The sequence below is a fragment of the Deinococcus aetherius genome (assembly GCF_025997855.1).
GTDB lineage: Bacteria > Deinococcota > Deinococci > Deinococcales > Deinococcaceae > Deinococcus > Deinococcus aetherius.
Genome location: NZ_AP026561.1, coordinates 674,000 through 694,173 on the forward strand (window position 1 = coordinate 674,000; position 20,174 = coordinate 694,173).

General features: G+C 69.8%; 17 protein-coding genes and 1 pseudogene. 10 read left to right on the top strand and 8 right to left on the bottom strand.

Annotated features, from left to right (window positions below):
* Positions 1-783 precede the first annotated feature (783 nt).
* Positions 784-1,026: pseudogene (locus DAETH_RS24725) on the top strand (ADP-ribosylglycohydrolase family protein); the annotation flags it as partial.
* Positions 1,027-1,111: 85 nt separating this feature from the next.
* Positions 1,112-1,447 carry a hypothetical protein gene (locus tag DAETH_RS19440; protein ID WP_264777745.1) on the top strand — a complete coding sequence of 112 codons (336 nt, stop codon included), beginning with the start codon at positions 1,112-1,114 and terminating at the stop codon, positions 1,445-1,447.
* Positions 1,448-1,729: 282 nt separating this feature from the next.
* Here the strand turns inward: DAETH_RS19440 and DAETH_RS19445 are convergent, their stop codons facing one another.
* Positions 1,730-2,596 carry an AraC family transcriptional regulator gene (locus DAETH_RS19445; protein WP_264777746.1) on the bottom strand — a complete coding sequence of 289 codons (867 nt, stop codon included), beginning with the start codon at positions 2,594-2,596 and terminating at the stop codon, positions 1,730-1,732.
* Positions 2,597-3,183: 587 nt separating this feature from the next.
* On the opposite strand from DAETH_RS19445, the gene DAETH_RS19450 reads away from it, so the two are divergent.
* On the top strand, positions 3,184-4,002 hold the full coding sequence (locus DAETH_RS19450; protein WP_264777747.1) for a phytanoyl-CoA dioxygenase family protein: 819 nt from the start codon (positions 3,184-3,186) through the stop codon (positions 4,000-4,002).
* Positions 4,003-4,449: 447 nt separating this feature from the next.
* Here the strand turns inward: DAETH_RS19450 and DAETH_RS19455 are convergent, their stop codons facing one another.
* Positions 4,450-5,412, bottom strand: a complete 963-nt coding sequence (locus DAETH_RS19455; protein ID WP_264777748.1) for an ArsR/SmtB family transcription factor — start codon at positions 5,410-5,412, stop codon at positions 4,450-4,452.
* 190 nt (positions 5,413-5,602) lie between these two features.
* Between DAETH_RS19455 and DAETH_RS19460 the strand changes: the two genes are divergently transcribed.
* From DAETH_RS19460 to DAETH_RS19490, 6 genes are read left to right on the top strand one after another with little or no spacing between them, the layout of a single operon-like run.
* Positions 5,603-7,438 (top strand): glycoside hydrolase family 2 protein, encoded by a 1,836-nt coding sequence (locus tag DAETH_RS19460; RefSeq protein ID WP_264777749.1) that lies wholly within the window; start codon positions 5,603-5,605, stop codon positions 7,436-7,438.
* A gap of 46 nt (positions 7,439-7,484) precedes the next feature.
* Positions 7,485-8,789, top strand: coding sequence for an ABC transporter substrate-binding protein (locus tag DAETH_RS19465; RefSeq protein WP_264777750.1), 1,305 nt, complete (start codon positions 7,485-7,487; stop codon positions 8,787-8,789).
* A 46-nt stretch (positions 8,790-8,835) separates the two neighbouring features.
* Positions 8,836-10,740, top strand: coding sequence for an ABC transporter permease (locus DAETH_RS24575; protein WP_319993752.1), 1,905 nt, complete (start codon positions 8,836-8,838; stop codon positions 10,738-10,740).
* Between the two features lie 56 nt (positions 10,741-10,796).
* Complete coding sequence (locus DAETH_RS19480; protein ID WP_264777751.1) at positions 10,797-12,431, top strand: RICIN domain-containing protein; 1,635 nt, start codon at positions 10,797-10,799, stop codon at positions 12,429-12,431.
* Between the two features lie 11 nt (positions 12,432-12,442).
* Positions 12,443-13,318 carry an NAD-dependent epimerase/dehydratase family protein gene (locus tag DAETH_RS19485; protein ID WP_264777752.1) on the top strand — a complete coding sequence of 292 codons (876 nt, stop codon included), beginning with the start codon at positions 12,443-12,445 and terminating at the stop codon, positions 13,316-13,318.
* Positions 13,315-14,358, top strand: a complete 1,044-nt coding sequence (locus tag DAETH_RS19490) for a glycoside hydrolase family 43 protein (protein ID WP_264777753.1) — start codon at positions 13,315-13,317, stop codon at positions 14,356-14,358. The genes DAETH_RS19485 and DAETH_RS19490 overlap by 4 nt, the downstream gene beginning before the upstream one ends.
* A 343-nt stretch (positions 14,359-14,701) precedes the next feature.
* Here the strand turns inward: DAETH_RS19490 and DAETH_RS19495 are convergent, their stop codons facing one another.
* The 5 genes from DAETH_RS19495 to DAETH_RS19515 form a co-directional block, all read right to left on the bottom strand.
* Positions 14,702-15,160, bottom strand: a complete 459-nt coding sequence (locus DAETH_RS19495) for a transposase (RefSeq protein WP_406585119.1) — start codon at positions 15,158-15,160, stop codon at positions 14,702-14,704.
* 266 nt (positions 15,161-15,426) lie between these two features.
* On the bottom strand, positions 15,427-16,353 hold the full coding sequence (locus DAETH_RS19500; protein ID WP_264777755.1) for an ISL3 family transposase: 927 nt from the start codon (positions 16,351-16,353) through the stop codon (positions 15,427-15,429).
* A 206-nt stretch (positions 16,354-16,559) separates the two neighbouring features.
* Positions 16,560-18,074: a dihydrolipoyl dehydrogenase family protein gene (locus tag DAETH_RS19505; RefSeq protein ID WP_264777756.1), complete on the bottom strand. Its 1,515-nt coding sequence runs from the start codon at positions 18,072-18,074 to the stop codon at positions 16,560-16,562.
* Entirely contained in the window at positions 18,071-18,757 is a 687-nt protein-coding gene (locus DAETH_RS19510; protein WP_264777757.1) for a Crp/Fnr family transcriptional regulator, read from the bottom strand. Before DAETH_RS19510 ends, DAETH_RS19505 begins: the two co-directional genes overlap by 4 nt.
* Before the next feature lie 269 nt (positions 18,758-19,026).
* The gene (locus tag DAETH_RS19515) at positions 19,027-19,251 is read right to left on the bottom strand and encodes a hypothetical protein (RefSeq protein ID WP_264777758.1); all 225 of its coding nucleotides are present in this window, start codon (positions 19,249-19,251) and stop codon (positions 19,027-19,029) included.
* A gap of 103 nt (positions 19,252-19,354) precedes the next feature.
* Here DAETH_RS19515 and DAETH_RS19520 point away from each other — a divergent pair, with 103 nt between their 5' ends.
* A complete protein-coding gene (locus DAETH_RS19520) occupies positions 19,355-19,540 on the top strand; it encodes a hypothetical protein (RefSeq protein WP_264777759.1) in 186 nt (61 codons plus the stop codon).
* A 37-nt stretch (positions 19,541-19,577) separates the two neighbouring features.
* On the opposite strand, the gene DAETH_RS19525 is transcribed toward DAETH_RS19520, so the two are convergent.
* Positions 19,578-19,952 carry a Na+/H+ antiporter subunit E gene (locus DAETH_RS19525; protein ID WP_264777760.1) on the bottom strand — a complete coding sequence of 125 codons (375 nt, stop codon included), beginning with the start codon at positions 19,950-19,952 and terminating at the stop codon, positions 19,578-19,580.
* Positions 19,953-20,174: the final 222 nt, after the last annotated feature.

Sequence of the window (20,174 nt, forward strand, 5' to 3'; positions counted from 1 at the left end):
CCCTGCCCCCGCAATTCCTGGTGCAACGCCACCGCGTTGCACCTCCCTGCCGCCCATTGGGCAGTCAGCCACTCCCGATACGGCGCGATCACCTGACGGCGCGGTGGCCGTGCCGCCGTGCCAGGGTGCTGCTCGAACTGGGCCTACTTCCTGACCGTACCGGTAGCGACTCCCGCCTCACGGGCGGTCTGCTTGACCGACCTGCCCCCGGCCAGCAGGCGTTTGACCGCCTCGAAGCACTGCCGCTGGTGGGCGGAAGGTGGATGAGCCTGGAGCGGGGCAGCGGGCTCTTCCGCCCTTTCTTCCTCGACTGCTTGAAGTGGTCGAGGGTCGGGCGCCGGGAGGGTCTTGCGCAACGCGGCGAAGATGGAGTGCGTGCGCTGGAAATAGCGTTCGAGGGTTTCGCGCAGGTTTTTAAGCTATGACGGCAAAGCAAGCTTAAGGAGCTGAGCTTCCAGAGCGGCGGGGTACCGATCAGGAGAACGGCGGAAGCGGAGTTGCTGTCGTCGCGCTTCATGCCGGACTTCCAGTCCGGCCCGGAGACGGCGCCAAGCGATGAGGCACCGAGGCCGAAGATCAGGTCCCGTAAGTGGCTGAAGTCGTGTGCCGAAGGCCGCGACCAGACGAACCTGCCCACGGATCACGGTGCTCGGGGAGGCGACCTTGCGCCTAGCGATGCGCCGCTCGTGGTATCGAGCCGAGCCGAAGAAATGCTCTAGATCGTTGTTGGTGCGCGGCAGGCCAGGCAGACGGTAGGTATGGAACAGGCGCGAACTTGGGGACCTGCGCGCGTGGCGCGGGGCGGAGCCGGACTGGCGGGTCACGCGGGAGCGCATCGAGGCGGAGTACGGCTACGACCGCTACGGCGGCCTGGTCCACGTCGTGCCCAACCACGCCCTGGTGCAGCTCGCACTGCTCTACGCGGACGGCGACTTCACCCGGGCCATGCTCATCGCCAACACGAGCGGCTGGGACACCGACTGCAACGCGGGCAACGTGGGCTGCTTCCTGGGAATTCAGCAGGGACTGGCGGCCTTCGAGGGGCAGGCGTTCGACTGGCGCTCCCCGGTGGCCGACCGGCTGTACCTGCCCTCGGCGGAGGGCGGGCGGGTTGCGGCGGTACTATGCCCTGTTGCGGCGGGGAGGGCTGTTGCAACTCGTGAAGGTGCTGGGGGAGGAGACGGTGCTGGCCGAGACTTCCTGCCCGTGGTCCTTTGGGGAGGCGCGGGGCTTCGCGCTGGAGGTGCGGGGCGGGGTGGTACGGGCCTGGCTGGACGGGGAACTCCTGCTGGAGGCCCGGGACGGGGAGGAGCCGCTGCCGGGGGGCGCGGTGGGCCTGGTGTGCGAGGAGGGGACGGTGACGTGTGAGGCCGTGCGCGTGACCCCACTGCGAGGTGACGTGTCCAGGCCGCAGGGAGACCCGATCTCGCGGCCTCCGTTCCCCTGAGGTTCCCCACGCCGGAGCATGACAGGAGGGTCGGGTCGTTACGGCTGTGGCGGGCCGCCGACGGTCGACACCCCAAGGACTCCCAGGGGTTGCTGACCCTCCAGGCCGGACCGGGTTCATCGGGGTGAGGAGACCACCCGCGCGGGTCCTGTGCACGTCCGGCCCCCGGGAGAGCCCGCCGCGGTAGGGCCTGGGCACCATACGGGTGAAGACCGGGGAAGTCTGGACGTCCCGCCGGGTTGTCACGGTCGCACCTTCAACGCGGGGAGGCGCTGGCCGGGCTCAGGGCGGCCCCGCCTCCGCCCGGTTCCCCGCGCTGCCTGCGCGGAAGCCCGAGGGTGGCACGCCCGCCCAGCGGCGAAAGGCGGTGGAGAAGGCGAAGGCGTTGTCGTACCCGACGGCCAGGGCGACCGCCTCCACGGACCACCCGGTGGCGCGCAGCAGGTGGGTGGCGCGCTGCATGCGCAACTGGGTCACCTGCCGCAGGGGGCTGCGCCCCAGGTGGCGGTGGCAGAGGAGGCGCAACTGCTCGCTGCTGACGTGGGCGAGTTCGGCGAGGTCGCGCACCGTCCACGCCCGGGCGAGGTCGCCGTCCACCGCCTCCCACACCCGGGCCAGCCGCCCCTCGCGTCGCCGCCGCACGGCGCGTTCCACATGCAGGTGCACGAGGTCGGCCCAGTGGCGCAAGAAGGCGGGCTCGGCGCTCCCGATGAATTCGCCGTACAGGCCCAGGATGCTTGCGTGCAGGGGTTCGGCGGCCAGCGGCACGAGGGTGGGGGCCGGGACGTCCACGAGCGGGGCCTGCTGCGGCCCCTCCTGGTAGATGACCCAGGCCAGGGTCCAGCGCTCGTCGCCGGAAGTGTGGTAGGCGTGCAGGGCGCCGCGCGGCGCGAGGTAGGCGCTGCCCGGGGCGCACACCACCCACTGCTCCCCGACCCGCACCTGCCCATGGCCCGCGACACACGCCAGCAGCACGCTGATGTCCGGCTGGCGCCTCACCCACTGGAAGCCCGGCCCCGCCTCCGACACGCCCGCCGCGACCATGTGGTGCAGCGCGAGCGGCAGACAGCCCGTGGCGGGCACCACGTGCTCGCGGGTGCGGTCGCCCAGGACCTGGGTGTCACGAAGGTCCGCTGGTGTCTCGCCCATCACGCCTCCTCACCTTCGTCGTCAATGCCCCCGCACGCCCTCTTCGATCATGTTCCGGCGTCTCGCCCGTGACCGGCGGACCCGGGCTTCGCCAGAGCGTGGTCCGTCACGTCATCGTGCCGCTCCCGGTGCCCGCCCTCGTGAATTCGCCTCTGTGGGACCGTGGAAGAGCCCCGTGTGCCTGTTGGGAACCCACGGACTCGCAGGTCCTGCCAACCGGCATCGCCCCTTTCCCGGGGAGTGCCGTCAGCCACCACGGCGAGGTGCCGCCATCGTCGCCGTGCACGCCCTGATCGCCTCCCTGTTCGCGCCCTGCTCCCCGGAGCAGAGCGTCACCCGCACAGGCCCGGGGGACCGGGGAGCCCGCCGCCCGGCCTCCGGCCCTCTCCGGACAGGAGTGGGGTTTGACGAAGGTCGCGCTGTATCTCAGCCATAGGCTTTTCCCTGACACGCCGCGAATATGGCAGAAAGACAGACAGGTGAGGAGGAGGCGTTGCCCAGAACGCAGCGGTGAGGTGTCGTTTTACGAAGGAAGCCCTTTCGACGGCGCGGCGGGCGCCGGTCCCCTCCCGTCACAGGAGGCACGGATGAACAGCCAGGTGACGCCCGAGCAGGTGCGGCAGTTTCAGACCCGGGGGTTCGTGGTGCTCGATGGGTTTCTCGACGCTTCCGACCTCGCCACCTGGCGCGAGGTCGTGGAGGATGCGGTGGCCCAGCGCCTCTCGCTACGCAACGGGCTGAGCAACGCGGACTACCCCGACGAGTACTACCGTCAGGTCTTTACCCAGGCCCTGCGCCTCGCCGACACGCACGAGGGCGTCGCGCGGCTGGTGCGCGACCCGCACCTGGGCGAGGTGGCCGCGACGCTGACCGGCGTGGACGGCGTGCGTATCTGGCACGACCAGGCCCTGATCAAGCAGCCGTACGGCAACCAGACCGCCTGGCACCGCGACACGCCCTACTGGGCGGTGCACTCCCCCAAGACCGTCAACATGTGGTTCGCCCTCGACGACGCCACCCTGGAAAACGGGTGCCTGTGGTACCTGCCAGGCACGCAGAACGACGGTGATTACCGCCTGGTGCGCATCGGGTCGAACATGGGCGACATCTTCAAGGAGTACCCGGAGTGGAAGCGGATCGAGGCGGTGCCCGCCCCGTGCCGCGCCGGGTCGGTGGTGATCCACAACGGCATGGTCGCGCACGCGGCCGGGGCGAACATGACCCCGCGTCCCCGCCGCGCCATGACCAGCGTCTACTACCCCGACGGGGAGGTGTACAACGGCCAGCCCGATACCCTGCCCGAGGCGTACTACCGGAATCTTCAGGCGGGTGACCTCCTCGACGACGACCGCTACGTGCCGCTGGTGTGGAGCAAGGCCACCCACGGCTCCCTGGTCGCCGGCTGAGGTGCGCGATGTGCTCGCTCCCCCTGCACGTCTGCCCGGCCGGGAAAGGGCGCTGTGATCCTTCCTGCCGCTCGCTTCCGAACGCTCCTGGGACGCCGGGGGTCCAGACACGCCCCCCGACCCCGGTCCCCGGCACGCCTGGTCACTCGCTTTCCGGCGGTGACGCGTCCCTGCGAACCCCGGCGGCGCGGAGCCGCCCCACAGGTGCCGGAGAGGTCAAGTCGCCTCTGGATGCACCCGGGACGGTGCACCGCGTGGTGGCCAGACCGGACCATGAGGAGCGTCGCACCGGTCCGGGCTGAGAACACCGCCCCCGGTTGGTGGGCGTCATGGTCGGTCGCGGGGGAGGTTCGGCTTCCCGGCCTCACCTCTCGTGTGGAAGAAGCCCCTGGCCTACGCGCTCAAGCGAGAATTTGGCGGGCCTTGAGGCAGCAGGTCGGCCCTCCTTCACTTCACCCTGTAAGGCTTCGTGTCCTGGCTGAACTCGTAACGAACCTGCATCAGCAGGTCCTGCGCGTGGTTGCCGCAGCGTCGGCCGAACAGGTTCAACCCGCCGACGTGCCGCGCGTCCTCCCGAACGCCGATCCGCACCGCGACGTGGTGCTGGCCCTCCAGCCCCAGGTCGCCCAGGGTGACGTCCGACACCCGCTCGTCGTCGACGGAGGTGCCCTCTCCCGTGACGCGCCAGCGTTTGAGGAGGCCGTACATCGTCTGGTCATCCGGCCACCACTGGGGTGTGAGACGGCCCCGCTTCCCGCCGAAATCGCCCGGGCAGGTCCACGTGCCGATCTCCACGTCGTTGATCCACACCGTCACGTCCGAAGGCCACTCCGGGTCGTACTGGGGCGCTTCCGAACAGAGTTCCATGGAGAGGGCGAGTTCGGTGGCAAAGGCGCCGAAGGGCAGGTTGTTGGGAAACGCGTACTCGACGAAGCCCGAGCGAAACCACAGGAGCTGCGCGAAGACGTGTTCGGGCTCGAAAAAGGACCTCGGGTCGTCGAGCGTCCCGATGAACTGGAAGTCCCCCGCCAGGCCGCAGGTCGGCACCACCTGCGCGAAGCGGTAGTTGCCGATGGGCATCGAGACGGCCACCACATCGGGGGCGGCCTCGGCGACCGAGCCCGGCAACCGGACGTGCAACTCGTCGTACCGTTTGGAGATCAGCTTTTGCGTGCCCCGCGTGCCCGGCACCGTCTGCACGTGCAGCAGCCCGGCCTCCTCCAGGTGCTTGAGATTGAAACTCACCGTGGCGTGGGGCAGGCCCAGCGCGGCGGTGAGTTCGGCGAGGTTCATCACGTTGTGCGAGAGCAGGCTCAGGATCAGCAGCCGCGTCTCCGACCCCAGGGCCTTGAGCACAGGCAGCGAGACCTCGCCGTCCACCGTGAGAATACGTTTCCCGGATACCGCCATCGCTCCCCCTTTGCATCCAATCTATCAAAATACTGGATGGTTTGGAGGATTTTACGCTCCAGAACGAGGAGATGCGAGGCGAACCGAGGCATCAAAAAAACTTGACTTTTAAGGGTCGGAGGACTTAACGTGACGGTAGTTCCAAAACGAGGTCCTGTCCCGTCACGTTTCCCCGCCAAGGAGGACGCGCTTGCTTACGTCGCCTCATCCCACCCCCCTGCTGCGCCGCTCCGAGTGGCGGGACCTCGGCGGCACCTGGGCGTTCGCGTTCGATCCCCAGGGGCGGTGGCGCGTCCCCGGGGACGTGCGGTACGACCGGAGCATCGAGGTGCCCTACCCGCCCGAGAGCCAGGCGAGCGGCCTTCACGACACCGGACCCCACCCGGTCGTGTGGTACGAGCGAACCGTTCACCTGTCGCCCGAGGAGCGTCCCCTCGCGGGGCGGCGCCTCCTGCTGCACTTCGGGGCGGTCGACTACGCCGCGACGGTGTGGGTGAACGGCCAGCATGTGACCGAGCACCGGGGCGGCCATACCCCCTTTCACGCGGACGTGACGGAGGCGCTGGGCGGGGGCGGGGACCTCACGCTGACGGTCCGTGCCCAGGACGACCCGCGCGACCTGACGCAGCCGCGCGGCAAGCAGGACTGGCTGGACGAGCCGCACGTGATGTGGCACTGGCGCACGACCGGCATCTGGCAGCCCGTGTGGCTGGAGTGGGTGCCCGAGACCCACCTCTCCGCTCTCACCTGGACGCCCAGCCTCGACCGCTGGGACCTCACCCTCGACGCCCGCCTGACCGGCCCGGTGGACCCCGCGCTCAGCCTGCGCACGGTCCTCACGCTGGACGGCCGCCTGCTCGCCGACGACCGCTGCGTCCTCGTGGACGCCCACCTCGTTCGCCGGATCGGATTGCCCGACCCGGGGGTGGAGCAGGGGCGCGACGGGTGGCTCTGGAGCCCGGAGGCGCCCCAACTGATCGAGGCGACCGTCGAGCTGTGGCGCGGGGAGACGCTCGTGGACCGCGTGCACAGCTACACGGCCCTGCGCTCGGTGGGCGTGGACGGTCGCCACTTCCTGCTCAACGGGCGGCCGTACTTCCTGCGCCTCGCCCTCGACCAGGGGTACTGGCCGGGCACGCTGCTGGCGGCGGACGACGCGGCGCTGCTCCTGGACGTGGAGCGGGCCAAGGCGCTGGGCTTCAACGGGGTGCGGCAGCACCAGAAGCTCGCCGACCCCCGCTCCCTGTACTGGTGCGACGTGCTGGGCCTTCTCGTGTGGGCCGACATGCCCAGCCACTACGCCTTTTCCACGGAGGCGGTCGAGCGCCTCGTCGCCGAGTGGACCGAAGCCGTCCGCCGCGACCGCTCGCACCCGTGTGTCGCCGCCTGGGTCCCCTTCAACGAGTCGTGGGGCGTGCCCGACCTGCCCACCAACCCCGCGCACCGCGACTACGTGCGGGCGCTGTACCACCTGACGAAAACCCTCGACCCCACCCGGCCGGTGATCGGCAACGACGGCTGGGAGCATGTCGCGACCGACATCGTGGGCGTCCACGACTACAGCCTCGACCCTGCGGTGCTGCTCGGGCGCTACGGCACCAAGGCGGCCACCGAGGCGACCCTGGGGGACGAGCGCCCCGGCCTGCGCCCGCTGTTTCTCGACGGTTTCGTCGGGCTGTCGCACCCGGTCGTCCTCTCCGAGTTCGGCGGCATCGACGACGCGTTCAGCACCGCCGGGGCGCCGGGGCGGCAGGCCCGCGACGCCGAACACCTGCTGGTCTGGTACGCGGAACTCCTCGCCGCCGTCCACGCCTGCCGGGGCCTGGCCGGGTTCTGCTACACCCAGCTCACCGACACCTTCTACGAGCGCAACGGGCTGTTGCACGCCGACCGCACGCCCAAGGCTCCCCTGGAGGCGCTGCGGGCGGCCACCCTGGGCCCCCTCGCCGGCACCCTGACCGCCCAGGGCTACCTTCCCCGGTGGGCCGCCCGCCCAGGGAGACAGGAGGCGCCTGCCATGATCTGACGCCCACGGCCCCCGCCTTCGCCGCCCGCCGCCCCAGGAGGACCGTATGCCGCACCGAATGACCCTGACCCTCGCCCTCGCGCTCTTCAGCGGTGCCCTCGCGCAGTACAGCGGCCCCCGAGTGACCCTCACCTACGTCCACGGCTTCACCGGCCCGGACCGCCCGGTGATGGAAAACCTCGTCAAGCAGTTCAACGACACGCACCCGAACATCGTGGTGCGCTCGCAGGCCACGCCCTGGGCGACGACCTACCAGCAGCTCCCTTCCCTCACGGCGGCGGGGCGCGCCCCCGACGTGGTGGCCTACACCGAGGAGGTCGTGGGGCGTTACATGGCCTCGAATGCCGTCACCGAACTCACGCCCGCCACCCTGAGGCAGTACGGCATCGACCAGGCCCGCTTCTACCCGGCGAACTGGAACGCGGGGGTCTACAACGGGAAGACCTACGGCGTGCCCGTCAACAACGCCCTGATGGTGATGTTCGTCAACACCGACCTGCTGCAAAAGTCCGGGGTGAGCAAGGTGCCCACCACCCGGGCCGAGTATCTCGCGGCGGCGCGGGCCTGCACCACCGACCGGGCGGGCAGGAAGCCGGGTCAGGCGGGCTTCGACCCCAAGGGCCTGCAAACCTGGGGCGCGGGCATCCCGACGCCGTGGATGGGCGGCACGCTGGCCTACTCGGTGCTGCGCTCCAACGGCGGCGACATCGTGGACAAGAACTACAACGCCGCCTTCAACTCCCCCGAGGCGCTGGAGGCCCTGACCTTCCTCACCGACCTGCGGCTGCGGTCAGGCACCGGCCCCGCCGACGCGACCGAGGCGTCCGAGATCACCGCCTTCCGGCAGGGCAAGGCCTGCTTCAACTTCAACGGCATCTGGGTGCTGCCGCAGTACCAGGGCCAGCAGGGACTCAAGTTCCAGGCGGCCCCCCTGCCGCAACTCGGCACGAAGCGGCCCGCCACCTGGGGCGCGAGCGTGCAGCTCGGCCTCCCCCGGCAGCGCGCGAACTACGATCCCAACAAGACGGCCGCCGCGCTGACCTTCGTCAGTTGGATGACGCAGCCGAGGCAGAACCTCGCCTGGACCGCCTCGGGCGCCGTGCCCACCCAGCCCGGGGTGGCGCGCGACCCGTCGTACAAGACCAACCCCATCTCGGGCGTCTTCTCGGGCCTCAAGGACACCTACATCCCCACCGGCTGGCCGTGGGTGTCGCAGGTGCGCGCGTCGTGGGACCGGGCGGTCGAGTCGGCTTTCCTGGGCAAGAAGAGCCCCCAGCAGGCGCTTCAGGACGAGGCCGCGCAGGCCGCCAAGGACATCGCGCAGGCCAAGCAGTCCCTCAACCTGAAGTGAGCGCGGGCGGGGTGGCCTGCCGCCCCGCTCACGCGGGAGGTCTCCTGTGAGCATCGCCACGTCCCGCCCCCGGACTCGGCCCGCGCGCCGAAGCCCCCTGGCCCTGGGCGACGCCAACCCGCTCGTGCCGTACCTGTACCTGCTGCCGTTCACGCTGTTTTTCCTTGCGTTCGTGGTGTACCCGATTCTCTCGGGCGTGTGGATCAGCCTGCACCGCTTCGATCCGCTGCAAGACGCGCAGCCGTACGTGGGGTTGCAGTACTACCGCGACCTGTTCGATCCCGCCTCGGCGGCCGGGCCGATCTTCTGGCAGACGATGCGCAACACGCTGTTCTTCGTGGCCGTGAGCGTGCCGCTTCTGGTGGGTCTCGCGCTGCTGCTGGCCGTGCAACTGCACCGCCCGGTGCCGCTGCGGGCGCTGTGGCGCTCGGTGTTCTTCATGCCGGGCATTCTCAGCGTGTCGGTGATGGGCATCCTGTGGCGCTGGATGTTCGAGAACGGGGTGGGCCTGATCAACGTCATCCGCGATCAGGTCTTTCACCTGCCGTCGGTCGCGTTCATCACCACCGAGGGGCTCGCCTGGGTGCCCATCGTGGTCGGCACGGTGTGGTGGACCGTGGGCTTCAACATGACGCTGTACCTCGCGGCGCTCGGCAACATCTCCCAGAGCCTCTACGAGGCCGCCGACCTCGACGGGGCGACGGGCTGGGAGAAATTCAGGAACATCACCTGGCCGCTGCTCGCGCCCACCACCCTGCTCGTGACGGTCACGACGGTGCTGGGGTCGTTTCAACTGTTCGGGCAGTCGCAACTGATCACCGGGGGCGGCCCGTCGCGCAGCACCGAGAGCGTGATCGGGTTCATCACCGAGCAGGCCTTTACCAACAACCAGTTCTCCAGCGCGGTGGCGATGGCCTTCGTGCTCGGCCTGGTGATGCTGCTCTTCACCGCCGCGCAGTTCCGCATCATGACGGCGGGGGAGCGGTCCGCGCCCGAGCGGGCGAGGCGCCCTGCGCGCCTGGCCGCGCCCGGCTGGCTGGGGTCGTGGTCCGCCCGGCGCGAGCAGCGGCGGTACGCCCGGGCACTCGCGGGCGCGGCGCGGCGCCATGCGCGGCCCCCGCGCCCGCAGGGCCGCGCCTGGGCCACCCTGGGCCGCACCGCCCTGCTCCTCGCGCAGGCCCTGCTGTTCCTCGCCCCGCTGTACTGGATGCTCTCCACGTCCTTCAAGCCCGAGTCCGACACCATCGCCGCGCCGGTCCAGTGGGTGCCCGCGCGCCCCACCTTCGAAAACTACGCGAACATCCTGACGAGTCCCGACGGCAACATGTTGCGCTGGGCTTTCAACTCCCTGGTCGCCGCGCTGGGGTCCACCGCCGTGCATCTGGTGATCTGCGTGCTCGCCGCGTACGCCCTCGCCCGCATGACCTTCCGGGGGCGTGACGCCTGGTTCTGGACCGTGCTGTCGAGCCTGATGGTGCCCGGCATCGTCACCCTGATTCCCACGTACGTGATGATGCTGCGCCTGAACTGGATCGACACCTACCACGCGCTGCTGTGGCCGGGCGTGGCGGGGGCCTTCGGGGTCTTCCTGCTGCGGCAGTTCTTTCTCGGCATTCCGCGCGAACTCGAGGAGGCCGCGCGCATGGACGGGGCGTCGTCTCTGCAGGTGCTGCGGCACGTGATCCTGCCGCTCTCCATGCCCGCCCTCGTGACGCTCGGCGTGCTGGCCTTCATGGCGAGCTGGAACAACTACATCTGGCCGCTGTTCGTGGTGCACGGCGACATGCAGACCCTGCCGGTGGGCATCACCCAGTTCACGTCCCGCTACGTCAACGAGTACGGCAAGCTTATGGCGGGCACGGCGGTCGCGGGCGTGCCGCTGCTGATCGCCTACCTGTTCGCGCAGCGCTTCTTCGAGCAGGGCATCGCCGTCACCGGCCTCAAAGAGTAGCGCCGCCCCGTCTCAACGCACTCACGGAACGCTCCTGCGTGCCGGAAGGAGAACCCATGCGCCTGTTCTGGCTGGGAATATTGGGAATGCTGGCCCTCATCGTGGGATGCGGACAGTCCGCTGGGTCGGGCGAGGAGGTGGACGCGGCTGCCCCCATCCTCCGCCCCCTGGCCTCGGGCAACCTGCTGCGGGACGGCACGGCGCTCTACCCCCGGCTGGTCCGGCTGGCGAGCAGCGGCAGTGCCAACGGGCGCGTCCTGGCCTCCGTGGTGCAACCGCCGGAGAACGGTCAGCCCGGCAAGGGCCTGATTTACGAAAGCACGAGCGGCGGGGCCAGCTTCTCCCAGGTGGGCACGGTCACGGATTCGCTCGCCTCGGGCGGCTTGTGCTGCTCGACCCTGTACGAGTTGCCCCATGCGGTGGGAAGCCTGAATGCGGGCACCCTGCTGTGGGCTGCCTCAGTGGGGCAGGACGCCACGAACCGCCGGATGAGCCTGCGGGTCTGGAAGAGCACCGACGTGGGGCGCACCTGGACGTACCTCTCGGCCTGCGTGACCGCCACGACGACCGGGGGGCTGTGGGAGCCCGAGTTCTCGATTGCCTCGGACGGCGCGCTCGTGTGCCACTACTCGGACGAGACCGACGGCGTGCACAGCCAGAAGCTCGCCCGGGTGCGCAGCTCCGACGGGGTGAACTGGGGCAACCGCAGCGATACCGTGGCCTCCTCGCTCGGCTCCGACCGGCCTGGCATGGCGGTCGTGCGCAAGCTCCCGAACGGCACGTATTTCATGACCTACGAAATTTGCGCGGCGAGTGGGCAGTGCACCTGCGTGGTGCACTCCCGCACGTCCCCGGACGGCTGGAACTGGGGCAGCGCCACCGACCTCGGCATCCGCCCGGAGACCCCGGACGGCAAGTACTTCAAGCACGCGCCGACGACTGCCTGGGCGCCCTCCCCCTCCGGCAATGGCCGCCTCCTGCTCGTCGGGCAGATTCTGTACAACAAAGACGGCTCGGTCGCGTCCGGCAACGGCACGACCCTCCTCGCCAACACGGAGAACGGCACGGGGCTGTGGTACGAGCTGCCCGCGCCGGTCGGCGTACCCGGCGCCTACGACAACTACTGCCCGAACTACTCCTCGGCGCTGCTGCCCTCGGCGGACGGCAAGAGTGTCCTGGAGATGGCGACGGACTACGCGGGCGGGGTGTGCAAGGCTTCCTTCGCCAGCGGTTCCCTGCAAGGGACGCGCGACGCCTCGGGGATCGTCTCGGGGGGCACGTACCGCCTCATCAACGTGAACAGCGGACTGTGCCTCGACGTGCCGCAGGACAGCCGCGTTCAGGTCCAGCTTCAGCAGTGGACCTGCAACGGCCTCGGGCCGCAGAACTGGCTGGTGGGTGCCTCCGCGAGCGGCACCTTCACGTTGAAGGGCCAGAACAGCGGCCTGTGTATGGACGTGGACAAGGACTCACGCTCACCCGGCGGCGTGGTGCAGCAGTACACCTGCAACGGCCTGGGGCCGCAGAACTGGCGTTTCGAGGCGCTCGGGCTGGGCTACTACCGCCTCGTCGGGCAGAACAGCGGCCTGTGCCTCGACGTGACGGGGGGATCACGCGCCCTGGAGGCCAAGATGCAGCAGTACACCTGCAACGACCTCGCCCCCCAGCTCTGGAAGGTCGAGCGGCGGTGAGGAGCGGGCGCGTGCTGGTGACGGGGGCCACCGGGAATGCGGGGAGCGCGGTGTGCGCCGCCCTGGCGGCGGAGGGCCATGCCCTCAGACTGGCCGACGTGACCCTCCCCGGCCCGGACACCCGCCGCCTCGGCGAGGTCGTGCGATGCGACCTGCGCACCCCCGAGGACGCCCGCCGCGTGGTGGACGGGGTGGACGCCGTGATCCACCTCGCGGCCTGGCACAGCGGCCACGTGCCGCCCGTGAGCGACCCGACCCTGTTCTCGGTGAACGTGGACGGCACCTTCCACCTGCTCCAGGCCTGCCGGGAGGCCGGGGCCCCACCGGTCGTCTTCGGGTCCAGCATGGCGCACGGCTTCGGCGACGTGTACGGCCTGACGAAGGTGCTTGGCGAGGACCTGTGCCGCGGCTACCACCACATGACGGGTGCCGCGGTGGTGATGCTGCGCTACCACGCCTTCGTGCCCGGGCCGTACCTGGAGTACGGCGCCCGATTGCTGCGCAATGGAGTGGACCGCCGGGACGTGGTCAGCGCGACGCTGGCCGCCCTGGCCGCCGTCCGGTCGGGCTGCGTGACGCTCTTCACCACCGTCGTGCACAGCGACCACGGGATGCCGCCCGAGGTCCGGGCGGACTTCCGGCGCCTCGGCCCGGCGTGGTGCGAGGCCCAGCTGCCCGGCAGCCGCGCCCTGCTGAAGCGGTACGGCCTCGACCTCCCCGAACGGGTCGAGCAGCACGACCTGTCCGGGGCCGCTGGGCAGCTCGGCTGGCGACCTCAAGTGACCTTCCTCGATTTCCTGCGCGACCTCGCCCGGCGGGACGCCCGCGGGGAGGACGTGCGGCGTCTCACCGTGCCGGGCGAATTGCCCGGGGAGCCCTCCCCATGACCCGCCCCCTCGTCGTCCTCCTGGGAGCCCTGATCCTGATGCAACCCGCCCATGGCACCACCGCCCCGGCCCTCACCTTCACCAACCCCGTCGTCCGCTCGCAGGACGCCCCCGACCCGTGGGTGATCCGGCACGGGGGCCGGTATTACCTCACCTCGACCTTTGACCAGGACGGCGGGCTGTGGGTGTGGTCAGCCGCTACCCTGACCGGCCTCGACGCGGGCCGCAAGGTGAAGGTGTGGACCGCGCCCGCGAGCGGCCCCCTCAGCCAGCAGGTCTGGGCCCCGGAACTGCACTTCCTGCGTGGCCGGTGGTACCTGTACTTCACGGCCTCCGACGGGGTGGACGCGAACCACCGCCACTACGTGCTGGAGGCCGAGACGGGCGATCCCCAGGGGCCGTACAAACCCCCGGTGCGGGTGGACCCGGCGCTGGACAGCTATGCCATCGACGGCAGCGTGCTTCAGTTGCCCGACGGGCGGCTGTACTGGATGTACGCGGCAGACGGCGTGTGGATCGCCCCGATGGACTCGCCGACCCACGTGCGGGACGAGCGGGTGCCCTTCATTCTGGGTACCGAGGACTGGGAGCACGTCTGGGTGGAGCGGGACGGCGCCTACGTGCGGGAGGCGGGCTACTGGGTCGAGGCCCCGGAGGCGCTCCTGCACGCCGGGCGGACGTTCGTGGCCTACTCGGCGGGGCACACGGCGGCGAAGTATTACCTGGGCCTGATGGAATTGCGCGGGCAGGACCCGATGGACCCCTCGGCGTGGGTCAAGCACAAAGGACCCCTCTTTGGCCCGTATGAGGGCCCGGACGGCGCCGTGTACGCGCCCGGGCACAACTCGTTCACGACCTCGCCCGACGGGCGCGAGGACTGGCTGGTGTACCACGCCAAGGAATTCGATTGGCCCACCTTCGACGGGCGCACCATGCGCGCCCAGAAGTTCACCTGGGGCCAGGACGGCCTGCCCGTCTTCGGTCACCCCGTACCCAGCGGCGTGGTCCTGCCCCGGCCCTCCGGCGAGGTGCCCCACTGAGGTCGAGCTGATCCGACCGGGCGGGCGTGCCGGGTGTGGGTCCCTTCACTCCGGGGCGGGGTGGAAGAAAACCTACGCACCAGACTCCGCGGGTCCTGACCGGGTGGAGGGGAGTCCTGCCGTCCGCCCCAGGGCGCCGTCGCCCAGGAACACCACCTGAGGGCGGCGCTCCCGCCCGAGCGGTGTGCCCCTTCTCTCGCCCCCGGGAGGCGTCTCCCGGGAACAGCAGGATCACGACCTTCTCCTTTCCCCCTTCAGGAGCCGCTTTTGAATCCCCATCTCCTCCATCCCCGCCCCCAACTGACCCCCCCGGAGTGGTTCTCCGGCGCTTTTGATGACGAGATCAGGCGGCCAGCAGAACTCGCTGACGAAGGAGCGCGAAGGACGCACGGCCATACGCTTGCCGCCCCAACAGCTTGATCTTGTTCACAACGCCCTCGGTCGGGCCATTGGACCAGGACAGCCGCAGGGACGCCTCCAGGGCGTCTTTGTCGCGTTCCAACCCTCGGGCGAAGGTCACCAGGTCTGGTAAACCAGAGCCCGACGCCTGCTCCAGCCAACCGGTCAACGCCTCCGGCTGCCTTTTGCGCATCAGGTGCATGAATGATTGCGTGAGGCCGTGAGCCATGCTCACGGCCTCACAACGGGCTTTGACCGCCGTCAAGAGGTCGCGGTTCTGACAGCCCAGGGTCGTCTCGTCGGGCAACATCAGCCACACCACCTGACGTAGGGTCAAGTTTCGATCCGCCTCGCCCCGCAGGATGGGCACTTGCTCTTGGGGTGGCACATCGTGTTTCCTCACGGCCGTCGCCCGATACGGGCCTGGAGTGTTCCTGGCAGGATGAGTTCGACGAACCTGGACCCACTGTGCGACCCGTCTGCGAGATCCTGGATAGCCCTGTTCGCGCAATTCCCGCAGCAGGGCTGCGGCATTGTCTTCGCCAGCAGCCCAGCGTTGTTCCAAGTAGGGGACGAACGGGTCCAGGATGCTGGGCCGTCGATGGTGATGCCGTCGCTGGGGAGGAGACTGGGCCGTGAGGGAGTGCCGGACTCGACCCCGTGAGACCTTCAGCCTCCGGGTGATGGCTCGTTGGCTGTAGCCGGACTTCGACAACGCCCGGACTTGGTTGAAGAACTCCAGGCGGGCCAGCTGGCCCGCCTCATACCGAAGTTCCTCGCTCTGGGTGCGGGGCACTGGGGCACGGGAACCCTGGCCTGGCACACGGCCAGGATCGTCTGGCGATCCCGGCCAAGTTGGCGTTCCAAAGCCTCGCGGAAATTCTTGATGACATGCCAGCGGTCGAGCACCTGCTGAGCGTTGGGCGCACCCATCCGCACGCCCTTCTCGTACTCCATGGAACGGTCCCGGCTGATGATCTTGATCTGTGGCTGCTGTTTCAGCCAGGCCGCCAGCGTCTCGGCACTCCGGTCAGGGAGCAGTTCGATGGGCTTGCCCTGAGCCAGATCGACGATGACGGTGCCGTACACCTGGCACCGCCGCAAGGCGAAGTCGTCCACGCCAATGACCTCTGGGACTGGTGCAGGTGTCACGGTCAGCGCCAGCGCTGACCGCAACACGGTGGAGGCACTCACGGGGAGAGGCAACTTGAGGGCGAGCTGAGCTCCCGCATTGCCCCCCAGGATGACCGAGAGATGCTGCACCAGACGACAAGCGCGCTCTGTTCGACGGGCATAGGGTGAAGGGCCATAGGCGAAGCGCTCGCAGAAGATGCGTCTGGAGCATTGAGGCTGGGCGCAGACAAAGCGCCGAACCGTCAGGTTGAGCATGACGGCCCGGCCACCCGAGGGCAAATCGGCCAGATGGCGGCCGTACTGGCTGTGCACACGGGAGCTGAACGTGCCGCACAACGGACAGGGCGATTCCTGGTGGACGCTGCTGGCGGTGACGACGATGGCGTCCTCAACGAGGACGCGGTCGAGCCGGAAGCCTGGCAGCGCGGTCAGGAACAAGCGAGACAGAAGTTCGTCGGCCATAGGCCATTCCAATCCACTCCCTGGCCCCCGTCATCAAAAGCGCCGGAGAACCTCCGAGGGGGTCACTCCAGGGCATGAAGACCATGCCGACTGGAACGCTGCAAAGAACATCCTGGGCAGGGCCTGCCCCTCAGGTGTTAACGGTAGCGGGGTAGCGCATGCCGTCGCCTGACAAGCCCTCGGCTTCAGCCGTAGGGTCGGTCACCCTACGCCCGCCCCCGGCGTCTGCGCCCGAAGGCATGTCCCCGAGTGAAGAGCCCCAGGTACGTCTGCCGCACCGCCTCGGCGTAGGTGGGGTAGGGAGCGGGCAGCAGGGCCAGCTTGAGGGGATGGAAGCCCAGGCGGGCGGGTAGGCTCAGGAGCTGAATCAGTTCGCCCGCGTACTCGCCGACGACCTCGGCGCCCACCACCCGCAGCCCGAGCGGCGTGCCCAGAAATCCTGAGAGCGCCACCAGCTTCACGAAGCCGACCTCCCCCTCGATCAGGGCGCGGTCGAGCTGCCAGGCGCCGTACTCCACGACCGTCACGCGCCGCCCGTGCCTTCTGACGGCCTCGCGCTCGGTGAGGCCCCAGCGGGCGATGGCGGGGTCGGTGTACGTGACCGAGGGGATGTCCTCCACCCGGGCGGCGGGGGCACGAATCCGGGCGAGGAACCGTCCCGGCAATCCCAGCGAGCCCAGCCCCGCCAGCGTGCCGCGCTCGGTGGCCCCGTGGGTGAACATCGGCCCGCCCACCACGTCCCCGGCGCCCCACAGGTACGGGCAGCTCACCGAGCGCATGGCGGCGTCCACCTTCAGGCCCTGCTCGTCATACTCGGCGCCGATCACGTCGAGGCCCAGGTCCTCCACCCGGGGCCGCTTGCCCGTGGCGAGGAGGACGTGCGAGGCGCAGACGAGGCCGCCGCTGCTGAGGTGGACCTGGATGCCCTCCGCCGCGCGCTCGACCCGGACGACTTCCGAATTCAGGTGGACCCGCACGCCGTCCGCGCCGAGGATGTCCCGGAGCATCGCCGACGCCTCCGGCTCATCGCGCTCGATCAGGCGCTCCCCCCGCTCCACCACCGTCACATCGCTGCCCAGCCGGGCGAACGCCTGCGCCAGCTCGCAGCCCAGCGGCCCACCCCCCACGATGAGCAGGTGCGCGGGGCGCTCGGGCAGGGTAAAGACCGTCTCGTGGGTCAGGAAGGGCACCTCGTCCAGGCCCTCTATCGGCGGAATCACCGTCCGCGAGCCGGTGGCGAGGACGAAGTTCCGGCCCCGGACCTCGTGGGTGTGGTCACCGCAGCGCAGCTCCAGGGTCCGTGGGGCCACGAAGCGCGTCTCGCCCGCCAGGACGCGCACGCCCCGGCGCTCCACCGCGCGGGGAGAGTCCGTCTCGTGAAAGCGGTTGACCGTGCGCCGCAGTCTCGTCTGCACCGCCCTCCAGCTCGGCTCGCCCATCACGGCCAGGCCGAGCCCTTCGGCGGAACGCGCCTCGTGCACGGTGCGGGCGAGGGACAGCAGCGTCTTGGAGGGTACGCAGCCGGTGAAGAGGCACTCGCCGCCCAGCCGGTCCCGCTCGATCAGCAGGACGCGCTTCCCCGCCGCCGCCGCGACCTGCGCCGCCGTGAGGCCCGCCGAGCCCCCGCCGATGACCACCACGTCGCCCTGCAGCGTCCGCGTCCCCAGCGCGCAGGGGACGTTCCACTCCAGCTCGCGGGTCCGCCCCGCCGTGGCCGTCATTCCAGCGCCTCCAGTTCGAGCTGCTCGATCAGGGCCTCCAGGCCCCGGACGTTCACCCGGTAGTCGCCGCGCGTGCCCAGCACGAGATCCTGGGCGCGCCACGCGCTGATCGCCTGGGTGGCACTCACCCGGCTCGCGTTCGCCATGCTCGCGATCTCGTCGTGCCGCAGGTCCAGCCGCAGGTGGTACACGCCCTCTCCGGTGTCCTCGCCCAGACGGACCGCCAGCTCTGCCATGACGCGCGCCAGCCGCACCTGCACGGGCTGCGTCATGACGTGGAGCCGCTCCTCCAGGTCCGCGTTGCGCCGGGCGAGCACCATCGCGAAGGTCAGGGCGACGTGGGGCAATTGCGTGGCGACCTCCAGAAACTGCTCGCGGCTCACCGGGCACACGACGGTGTGATCCGTGAGGCACACGGCGTCCGCGAGGCAGGTTGCGGCCCCGGTCAGGAAGTTCTCGCCGAAGAAGTCGTCGGGGCCGCACACGGTCAGGACCCGCTCGTTCCCCAGCCAGCCGGGCTGGGCGAGCTTCACGTGGCCTTCGAGCAGGATGTGGAGGCTCCCGGCCGGTTCCCCACGCCGGTAGACGCGCTCCCCGCGTGCGTACCGGCGCGGTGGGCAGATCTGCCCCAGGCGCTGCATGTCCGGGTCGCTGATGGAATTCATCCAGTCGGTGTCCGTCACGGCCCAGGCTCTCCGGGGGACCCTGGGAACGGGACTCACGCCCAGCAGCGACAGCAACCTGCGTGTGGGGTCAAAGGCGCTCATGGCGTGACTCCGGGTGGGAGGCGAGACGTGCGTTCATGCCCCAGTGTCACCCGCACGGGTGGCCCCGCGTGTTGCGAGCACGACACGCTCGCGGCTGGGTCTGACTGTGCGGGGTCCGCCGTCCGGCGTGCTCCTCCGGGCCGTGGGCGCCCGCAGTCCTGCCGGACGCCCCACGCCAGCGGTGGTCAGGGCGTGAGGGAGCGGGCGATGACCCGTCGGGACGCCAGCGCCGCGTAGGTCAGGCCGAGGACGGCCCCGTAGATCGGGTGCCTCATCAGGCTCAGCAGGTTCTGGGCACTCGGCGCATTCGCAAACTGCACGCCCATCCCCATCATGCCCATCAGCAGACCGAAGACCACGCTGCCCGCGAGCCCACCCATGACACCTACCCTGAGGTTTTCCGTCTTCATGATTGTTCCTCCAGGGTCAGCGTGATCCCCGGTGGAGCGCGTCTGTGTCAACCGGGCAACACGGCGCTGTCCCTCTGTCCTCGTCCCCGGCGCGATGAGGAACATGCTGGAGGCAATGTCGGCGGGACGACACTGGGTGGGACGACGGGCGCGTGCAATGACGGCCCTGCGGCTGGCTATCTCCATTTGGGCGGGCACGGCGACGGCCTCGTTGAGGCTGAGCAAACTCGCCTCTTCCCCCTGGCAGAGCAGGCTGGCATTGACCTCTCAACCCTTCCAGCAGGGCTGAACGGGCCTGTGCCCCTGCGGGCGCCGCGGCCTGCCCCTCACGCCCCGGCCTCCAGTGACCCCAGGACACGCATCAGCCGGTCCTCCACCCACCGGATGGAGTCGTGGGCCGCCTGGGCACTGGTCGTGCCGATGGCGTGCGCGTAGAGGGTGCGGCGATCCGGGCTGAAGCCCATGACTACAGTGCTCGGCATCAGGGTGAGGGTGGTGGCCAGCAGCGTCTGGGGCAGGTCCCCCTGCACCCGCAGCGGCACGGCCACGATCATGGAGTTCAGGCGCGGGCAGCGCCGCAGCGCGAAGAGGGCCACCTGGACATTCGCCACCGTCAACTCCTGCAGAAAGTACGCCAGAAAGCTCGGCCCGGCGACCATGCGGCGGACGTACTCGCCCGTGCCCAGCGCGCGGGGAAACACGGCCGGGACCGCGAAGCAGGACGGCGAACCCGAGCACGAGTTCCCAAAGACTGACCTCCCCGGTGAACAGGGCCCACACCACCGCCAGCAGCGCATAGAGCGCAAATCCCTTCACCCGTTGCCCTCCCTCACGGTCGAGGTCCTCCCGCCCGCTCCCCTACCGCGCCCGGGGAGGCTGGCCTTTCAGCAGGGCATGGGCGCCGCACCAACACGTCAGGCAGT